General features: G+C 37.6%; 1 protein-coding gene and 1 pseudogene. Both read left to right on the top strand.

What is annotated here, in order from left to right:
- Positions 1-165 (top strand): annotated as a pseudogene (locus ACFIK8_RS09735) (DUF721 domain-containing protein); the annotation flags it as partial.
- 82 nt (positions 166-247) lie between these two features.
- Positions 248-510: thioredoxin domain-containing protein (locus ACFIK8_RS09730; protein ID WP_375669306.1), on the top strand; the 263-nt coding region annotated here is incomplete at its 3' end.

Genomic DNA, 510 nt, shown 5'->3' with positions numbered 1-510 from the left:
AGATGCGTTTCTGTTCTGAACGATCGCCTGCAGACCAAGTTAGCTTTGAGTGAAAAAGACAAATAATGCGTGGCAAAAATGCTTGAGAGGGTTGAAAATGAAAGCTTACGCCAATCACTTTATGAACTGGGCTGTTGCATTTTTGCAGAAAAAAAGAGTAAATAGAGTAGAGTATCTTCCCTATTTTTCTTTAGTATAAAGAGTATAGGGTTCTTATTTGTTTAATAACAACAGAAAAGTATTATTTATGATAAAATGTCGTTCCTTTTTGCCTTTCGCTATAATTTTTGCCTTAATGACAATTGTACAAATTAGTGCGACTGCCATTTTAGCTGCTGAAGTTAAACCAGTTTCACATGTTGATATGGCCGAGGTCCTCCAACCAGGCAAGGTTAAGGATAGGGTTGAGGGAGAGGCGAATGCACCAGTGACAATTGTTGAATATGCTTCATTGACGTGTGCGCCTTGTGCGCATTTTTATAATGATGTACTTCCCCAAATTCGTAAAAA

It is taken from the genome of Bartonella sp. MR168JLCBS (assembly GCF_042194175.1).
The sequence above is the reverse complement of the archived record's forward strand: the minus strand, read 5'-3'. Positions and strand labels throughout refer to the sequence as shown.